The organism is Streptomyces sp. SID10853 (assembly GCF_010548145.1).
Classification (GTDB): Bacteria; Actinomycetota; Actinomycetes; order Streptomycetales; family Streptomycetaceae; genus Streptomyces.
Genome location: NZ_JAAGLN010000317.1, coordinates 1 through 6459, shown reverse-complemented (window position 1 = coordinate 6459; position 6459 = coordinate 1). Strand labels below are relative to the sequence as shown.

The following is a 6459-nucleotide window of genomic DNA, read 5'->3' as shown; positions in this document are numbered from 1 at the left end:
CACCGCCGCCCCCGTGTGGCCGGCGCCCCACCGCCGTCAGCGTCCGGCGCCCCGCCGTCGCACGACGGCCGCGGCCAGCTCGCCGATCAGCCGCTCGGTCTCCTCCCAGCCGACGCAGGCGTCGGTCACGCTGCGGCCGTACGTCAGGGTGCTGAGCGGGCCGGGCTCCTGGCGGCCCTCCAGCAGGAAGCTCTCCAGCATCAGCCCGGCGATGCCCTGCTCGCCCGCCGTCACCCGGCCGGCGATCTCCCGTACGACCTCCGCCTGACGGACCGGGTCCTTGCCGCTGTTGGCATGGCTCGCGTCGATGACCAGCCGGCCCGGCATGTCCGCCTTGTCCAGCAGCGCGAGTGCGTCGCTGACGTCCTGCGGGCCGTAGTTGGGCCCGCCGCGGCCACCACGCAGGATCACATGGCAGTCCGGGTTGCCGGACGTCGAGACGACCGAGCCGTGGCCCTCGCCGTCGACCCCGAAGAACACATGGCTGCCCGCCGCCGTCCGGCAGCCGTCGATCGCGGGCTGGACGTCGCCGTCCGTCGCGTTCTTGAATCCGACCGGCATCGACACACCGGACGCGAGCTGGCGGTGCACCTGGCTCTCCGGTGTCCTGGCGCCGATCGCGCCCCAGGTCACCGCGTCCGCGATGTACTGCGGGCCGGTCGGCTCCAGGAACTCGCAGCCGACGGGCAGCCCGGTGCCGAGCACGTCCAGCAGGACCTGGCGGGCGGTGCGCAGCCCCCGCTCCACATCGTGTGAGCCGTCCAGGCCGGGGTCGTTGATGAGGCCCTTCCAGCCGAGTGTGGTCCGGGGCTTCTCGAAGTAGACACGCATGACGACGCAGAGCTCACCGCTGAGCGGGGCGACGGCGGCCGCGAGCCGCCGGGCGTAGTCCAGTGCCGCAGCCGGGTCGTGGACCGAGCAGGGGCCGACGACGAGCAGGAGTCTGTCGTCCTCGCCGCCGAGCACGGACCGCACGGCCTGCCTGCTGTCGCGGACCAGCGCCACGCGCTCGGCGTCCAGGGGGAGTTCGCCGCGCAGGGCCGACGGCGCGACGAGGCGCTGGAAGCCGGTGACGCGCAGATCGCCGGTGCCGGACGTGCCGGATGTGCTGGTGGTGGGGGCGGGGGTGTTCATGGGGCTTCCCGTTCTTGCTGCGGCGGGAGGCCCTGTGCGTGGAGTGCACGCCGTCCGGTACCAGCCCGCCTGTACGACGAAAGGCAGAGACGGGGTGTCTCTGCCTTGCTGGCTCCGGGTGATCGGTCGGTCAGCGCAGGTGACCTCCGGCTCCACCCGGAGCCGGCTCATAGCGCTGATACCAACGGATCACTGACATGCGAAAACCGTAGCAGAACCGGAGCGGCACCCGGACGGGGAGGCTCCGCTTGATAGGCAACCAAATGGTTGCGTATTCTGAGGGTGTGAGCATGGATGAGGCGTTCAGGGCGCTGGCCGATCCGAACCGGAGGCGGCTGCTGGACCGGCTCAATGCCCGGAACGGGCAGAGCCTGCGGGAGCTGAGCGAGGGCCTCGGCATGAGCCGGCAGGCGGTGAGCAAACACCTCGCGGTGCTGGCCGGGGCCCAGCTGGTGACGGCTGTCAGACGCGGCAGACAGAAACTGCACTACCTCAACCCCGTGCCCATCCAGGAGATAGCCGACCGCTGGATCGGCCGGTACGAACGAGGGCGGCTGAAGGCGCTCTCGGAGCTGAAGCGTTCCTTGGAGGGACCAGCCATGGACAAGCCGGAATTCGTCTACGTCATCTACATCAGGACCACCCCCGAGAAGCTCTACCGGGCCCTGACCGACTGGGAGTTCGTCAAGCACTACATGGACGGCTGGGGCCCCCGCTCGGACTGGGCGCCGGGCTCGGTCGTCGAGTGGAAGATGGGGCCCGACGGCGACTTCGAGGACCTCGGGCAGCGGGTCCTGGAGGCCGAACCGGGCAAGCGGCTCTCGTACACCTGGCACACGCTCCAGTCCATGCACCGGGAGCTGTTCGACGAGATCTCGGACGAGCGGTTCGAGGCGGCCCGCCAGGAGCGCTCGAAGGTCACCTTCGACATCGAGCCTGCCCCGACGCCGTCCGCCGGGGTCAAGCTGGCCATCACGCACGACGGTTTCGACAGCCAGGACAGCAAGATGCTGGAGGGCGTCAGCGGCGGCTGGGTGGTGATCCTCTCGGAGCTGAAGACCCTGCTGGAAGGCGGCGGGGCGGCCGCCGGGCAGCCCCTTTCGTCCGGATAGGGCCGGGCGCGGCGGCTCAGCAGCCGTCCGCCCGGCAGTCGTCCGCTCAGCCGGTGATCCGCGCGAGCCGCCGGTAGGAGTCGAGCATCGCCGTACGGTCGTACGTACTGGTCGTGACCAGGAACTCGTCGGCGCCGCTGCGGCTCAGCACCTTCTCCAGTCCCTCCGCCACCTCGTCATCGGTGCCGTGCAGCTGGCCGCGCTGCGCCTCTTCGAACAGGGTCCGCTCCCGTTCGGTCATCCGCAGCCCGGCGATCCGCTCGGCCGGAGCGAGCGGCGGGAAGCTGCCACGGGTGCGCGAGCGGGCCGTGGACCACGCCTCGGGCAGCAGGATCCGGCGGGCCTCCTCGGTGGTGGGGGCCACGGCGACGGTGCCCGAGAGCACGACGTACGGGCGCTCGCCCCAGGCCGACGGGCGGAACGACGCGCGGTAGCCGTCCACCGCGCGCAGCATCTCGTCCTCGCCCCGGACCGCCGCGATCACCAGCGGCAGTCCGGCAGCGGCGGCCACCCGGGCTCCGGCGCCGGTCGCCAGGATGAAGGCGGGCGGCCGGAGCCCCTCGGCCGGCCGGGCGTGCACCTGGGGGTGCGCGGTCTGGTCCCCGGTGAAGTAACCGAGCAGCTCGGCGACCTGCCCGGCGAAGTCGTCGGCGTCCTCCCTGCCGTGTCCCAGCGCCCTGCGGATGCCGTCGGTGAAGCCGACCGACCGGCCCAGGCCCATGTCGATCCGGCCGGGGAAGAGCGCTTCGAGCACTCCGAACTGCTCGGCGACGACGAGCGGCCGGTGGTTGGGCAGCATCACCCCGCCGGTGCCCACCCGGATCGTCGACGTGGCGGCAGCGACCGCGGCGGCCAGGACGGTGGGCGCCGAGCCCGCGACGCCGGGGACGCTGTGGTGCTCCGAGACCCAGAACCGGTGGTAGCCGAGCGCCTCGGCCTGCTGCGCGAAGCGCACGGTGTCCCGCAGGGCCTGTGGCCCGTCGCCTCCCTCGCGGGTGCGGGAGCGGTCCAGTACGGAGAAACGGGTCGAGGAGATCGCAGAACTCACAACAGGGTCAACGTCCCGGCCCGGCGCGCATTCCCCCACCGGCTCCCGCGGGCTCGCACCGGTGGGGGAGTGCCGGGGTTCACCCTTGGTCCTCCAGCCGGAAGCCGACCTTGAGGCCGACCTGGTAGTGCTCGACCCGGCCGTCCACGATCTGCCCGCGCACCTGGGTGACCTCGAACCAGTCGAGGCCCCTGAGCGTGCCGGCCGCGCGCCCCAGACCGTTGCGGATGGCCTGGTCCACGCCCTCGTGGGAGGTGCCGACGATCTCCGTCACCCGGTAGGTGTGCTCCGTCATGACCGCTCCTTTCGTCGCCTTCCTCCACGGTGCCGCACACGGCCGTACTCCGCGCGGCGCCGCCGGGGCCTTGACCGCGGGGATTGGTCTGTACCAAAATCCAGCCAACCCGTCCGAGCCGTCCGCGCTTCCCCCACGTCGGGTCATGAACTGCCGTTTCCTTACGACAGAGGTGACCTCCGTGAAGAACCGTCCCGGCCCGCACCTCAGCGGCCTCCGCCGCTTCGGCCCGCACCGCACCGCCCCACGCAGTGCCGCCCTGCTCGCCGCCACCGCACTGGCCGCGAGCGCGCTCACCGGCTGCGGCTATCTTCCGGGCACGGGCGGCGGCACCACCACCGTCACGGTGTGGCTGATGAAGGGCAGCGCGTCCGACGGCTTCGTCCAGCGCTTCACCAAGGACTTCGAGAGCGGGCACAAGAACATCAAGCTGGATGTCCGCATCCAGGAGTGGGGCGGAATCGGCGCCAAGGTCACAGCGGCCGTCCGCTCCGGCGACGGCCCCGACCTGATCGAGGTCGGCAACACCCAGGTCGCGATGTACGCCGAGAGCGGCGGTCTGCGCGACCTCACCCTCGAATCGGTCCGCGACCTCGGCAGCAAGGACTGGCTGCCCGGTCTCGCCGACCCAGGGAGCATCAACGGCGCCCAGTACGGCATTCCCTGGTACGCGGCCAACCGCGTCGTCATCTACAACAAGGACCTGTTCCGGGACGCCGGGATCACCGCGGTGCCGAGGACACGCACGCAGTGGATCAAGGACACCGAGCAGCTGAACAGCGGCGGCCGGCAGGGCATCTATCTGGCCGGACAGGACTGGTACACCCTCTCCGGCTTCATCTGGGACGAGGGCGGAGAGCTGGCCGAGGAGGCCGGCGGCAACTACACCGGCGCCCTCGACACCCCCGCCGCGATGAGAGGCATGGCCTTCTACAAGGAGCTGCAGGGCCTCGGCGATGGCCCCAAGAACGCGGACGAGGCCCATCCGCAGCAGGCCGACGTGTTCGCCAGGGGCGACGTCGCGCAGATCATCGCGGTGCCCGGCACGGCGCAGACCATCCTCAAGGACAACCCACGGCTCAAGGGCAAGCTCGGTTTCTTCCCGATCCCCGGGCGGACGGCGGCCAAGCCGTCCGCCGTGTTCACCGGGGGCTCCGACCTGATCATTCCCGACAAGGCACGCCACGGTGACGCGGCGGTCGGGGTCGTCGAGGCCCTGGCCGGACGCAAGTGGCAGACCGAGCTGGCCAGGACCATGAGTTACGTCCCCAACAAGACCACGCTGGCGGGTGTGGTCAAGGGCGAGGAGGGGACGGCCGCGATGGCCGCCGGCGCGGCACGCGGCCGGGCCACCCCGAACTCGCCGCGCTGGGCGGCGGTCGAGGCGGACAACCCGATCAAGCCCTATATGACGGAAGTACTCACCGGCCAGGACGCGGGAACAGCCGCGAAGAAGGCGTCGAAGCTCCTCACCGACGAGCTGGTGGACCGCTGAGCGACAGCGCGAACCGACCGCCGGAGTCCGTCCACCAGTGCTGCAACGTCAGTCCGGCTGCGTCCAGTTCGTCCCGTACCCGCTCCTCGCGGAACTTGGCCGACACCTCCGTCCGCATCTCCTCGCCCGCCGCGAACGGCACCGCCAGATCCAGCTCGGGGATCTTCACGGTGAACGCCGCGCGTGCCCGCAGCCGCATCTCGATCCACTCGTTCCCGGCGTCCCAGACCGCGACATGGTCGAAGGCGGCCGGATCGAAGTCCGCCCCCAGCTCCCGGTCGATGACGCTCAGTACGTTCTTGTTGAACGCGGCGGTGACACCGGCCGCGTCGTCGTACGCGGGAACCAGCACGCTCTCGTCCTTGACCAGGTCCGTGCCGAGCAGCAGATGGTCGCCGGGCTCCAGGAGACCCCGTACGGACCTGAGGAACGCGGCGCGTTCGGGGGGCAGCAGATTCCCGATGGTGCCGCCCAGGAAGACGACGAGCCGGGGGCCGGGCGCGGCCGGCAGCGCCAGCTCACGGGTGAAGTCCGCGATCAGCGCGTGCACGGTGAGCCCGGGCCGCTCGGCGAGCAGCGCGTCCGCCGCCGCGCTGAGCGCGCTCCCGCTCACGTCCACCGGGATGTACGTCTCCAGTTCGGGCAGCGCGTCGAGCAGATGCCGGGTCTTCTCCGACGACCCCGAACCCAGCTCGATCAGGGTGCGCGCACCGGTGGCGGCGGCGATGTCGCCCGCGCGGGCGAGCAGGATCTCCCGCTCGGCCCGGGTCGGGTAGTACTCGGGCAGTGCGGTGATCTCCTCGAACAGCTCACTGCCGCGTGCGTCGTAGAACCACTTGGGCGGCAGCGTCTTGGGCGTATGGGTCAGGCCCTGGAGCACATCGGCGCGCAGTGCCGCGTCCGTCGCGTCCTCGGGCAGGGTGCGGGTCAGCTGGAAGGGACTCACGCCGTGGGCTCCTTGAGGGGGGTCAGCTGGACATCGGTGCGGGTCGCCACGAGCAGGGTGCGGTCCGGGACTTCACGCCAGCCGGGACCGTCGTCGTACGGCTCCGAAGCGACGACCGTGCGGCCGGCCGTACCGGCGCTCGCTCCGGTGGCAGCTCCGGCGCTCGCATCGCCGGCGGTGTCCGGCTCGGTGAGGTACCAGAGGGTGTCGCCCCAGGCGGTGGCGGCGATGGTGGCTCCGTCGGTCAGCAGCAGGTTCAGCCGTGAACCGGGCGCGGCCGCGGAGAGTTCGGTGACGGTGTCGGCCAGCGCCTGGCCGAGCGGATCGCCCTCCCGCAGCCGGTGCAGGACGAGCGCCCAGACCAGCGCGGAGTCGCAGCGCGCCGCCATGCCGAGCAGCTCGGCGGCCGGGAGCGTGGCGGCCAGTGGT

6 protein-coding genes and 1 pseudogene are annotated in these 6459 nt (G+C 71.5%); 2 read left to right on the top strand and 5 right to left on the bottom strand.

Annotated features, from left to right (window positions below; genetic code table 11):
• Positions 1–36: 36 nt before the first annotated feature.
• Positions 37–1134, bottom strand: coding sequence for a 3-deoxy-7-phosphoheptulonate synthase (locus G3I19_RS33380; RefSeq protein ID WP_164267455.1), 1098 nt, complete (start codon positions 1132–1134; stop codon positions 37–39).
• Positions 1135–1424: 290 nt separating this feature from the next.
• On the opposite strand from G3I19_RS33380, the gene G3I19_RS33375 reads away from it, so the two are divergent.
• Positions 1425–2246, top strand: a complete 822-nt coding sequence (locus tag G3I19_RS33375) for a metalloregulator ArsR/SmtB family transcription factor (protein WP_164267456.1) — start codon at positions 1425–1427, stop codon at positions 2244–2246.
• Between the two features lie 46 nt (positions 2247–2292).
• Here the strand turns inward: G3I19_RS33375 and G3I19_RS33370 are convergent, their stop codons facing one another.
• Complete coding sequence (locus G3I19_RS33370) at positions 2293–3294, bottom strand: MsnO8 family LLM class oxidoreductase (protein ID WP_164267454.1); 1002 nt, start codon at positions 3292–3294, stop codon at positions 2293–2295.
• A 79-nt stretch (positions 3295–3373) separates the two neighbouring features.
• A complete protein-coding gene (locus tag G3I19_RS33365; protein ID WP_164267453.1) occupies positions 3374–3589 on the bottom strand; it encodes a dodecin in 216 nt (71 codons plus the stop codon).
• 259 nt (positions 3590–3848) lie between these two features.
• Here G3I19_RS33365 and G3I19_RS33360 point away from each other — a divergent pair, with 259 nt between their 5' ends.
• On the top strand, positions 3849–5084 hold the full coding sequence (locus G3I19_RS33360; protein ID WP_239075005.1) for an extracellular solute-binding protein: 1236 nt from the start codon (positions 3849–3851) through the stop codon (positions 5082–5084).
• On the opposite strand, the gene egtD is transcribed toward G3I19_RS33360, so the two are convergent.
• Positions 5059–6030 carry an L-histidine N(alpha)-methyltransferase gene (gene egtD / locus G3I19_RS33355; RefSeq protein ID WP_164267451.1) on the bottom strand — a complete coding sequence of 324 codons (972 nt, stop codon included), beginning with the start codon at positions 6028–6030 and terminating at the stop codon, positions 5059–5061. The genes G3I19_RS33360 and egtD overlap by 26 nt on opposite strands.
• Positions 6027–6459, bottom strand: a pseudogene (locus tag G3I19_RS33350) (hypothetical protein); the annotation flags it as partial. The pseudogene G3I19_RS33350 and the gene egtD, both read right to left, overlap by 4 nt.

Bases quoted from the DNA above. Each gene is read 5' to 3' on its own strand.
- G3I19_RS33375 (WP_164267456.1), top strand. From the start codon at position 1,425: ATGGATGAGGCGTTCAGGGCGCTGGCCGATCCGAACCGGAGGCGGCTG.
- G3I19_RS33365 (WP_164267453.1), bottom strand. From the start codon at position 3,589: ATGACGGAGCACACCTACCGGGTGACGGAGATCGTCGGCACCTCCCAC.
- G3I19_RS33380 (WP_164267455.1), bottom strand. From the start codon at position 1,134: ATGAACACCCCCGCCCCCACCACCAGCACATCCGGCACGTCCGGCACC.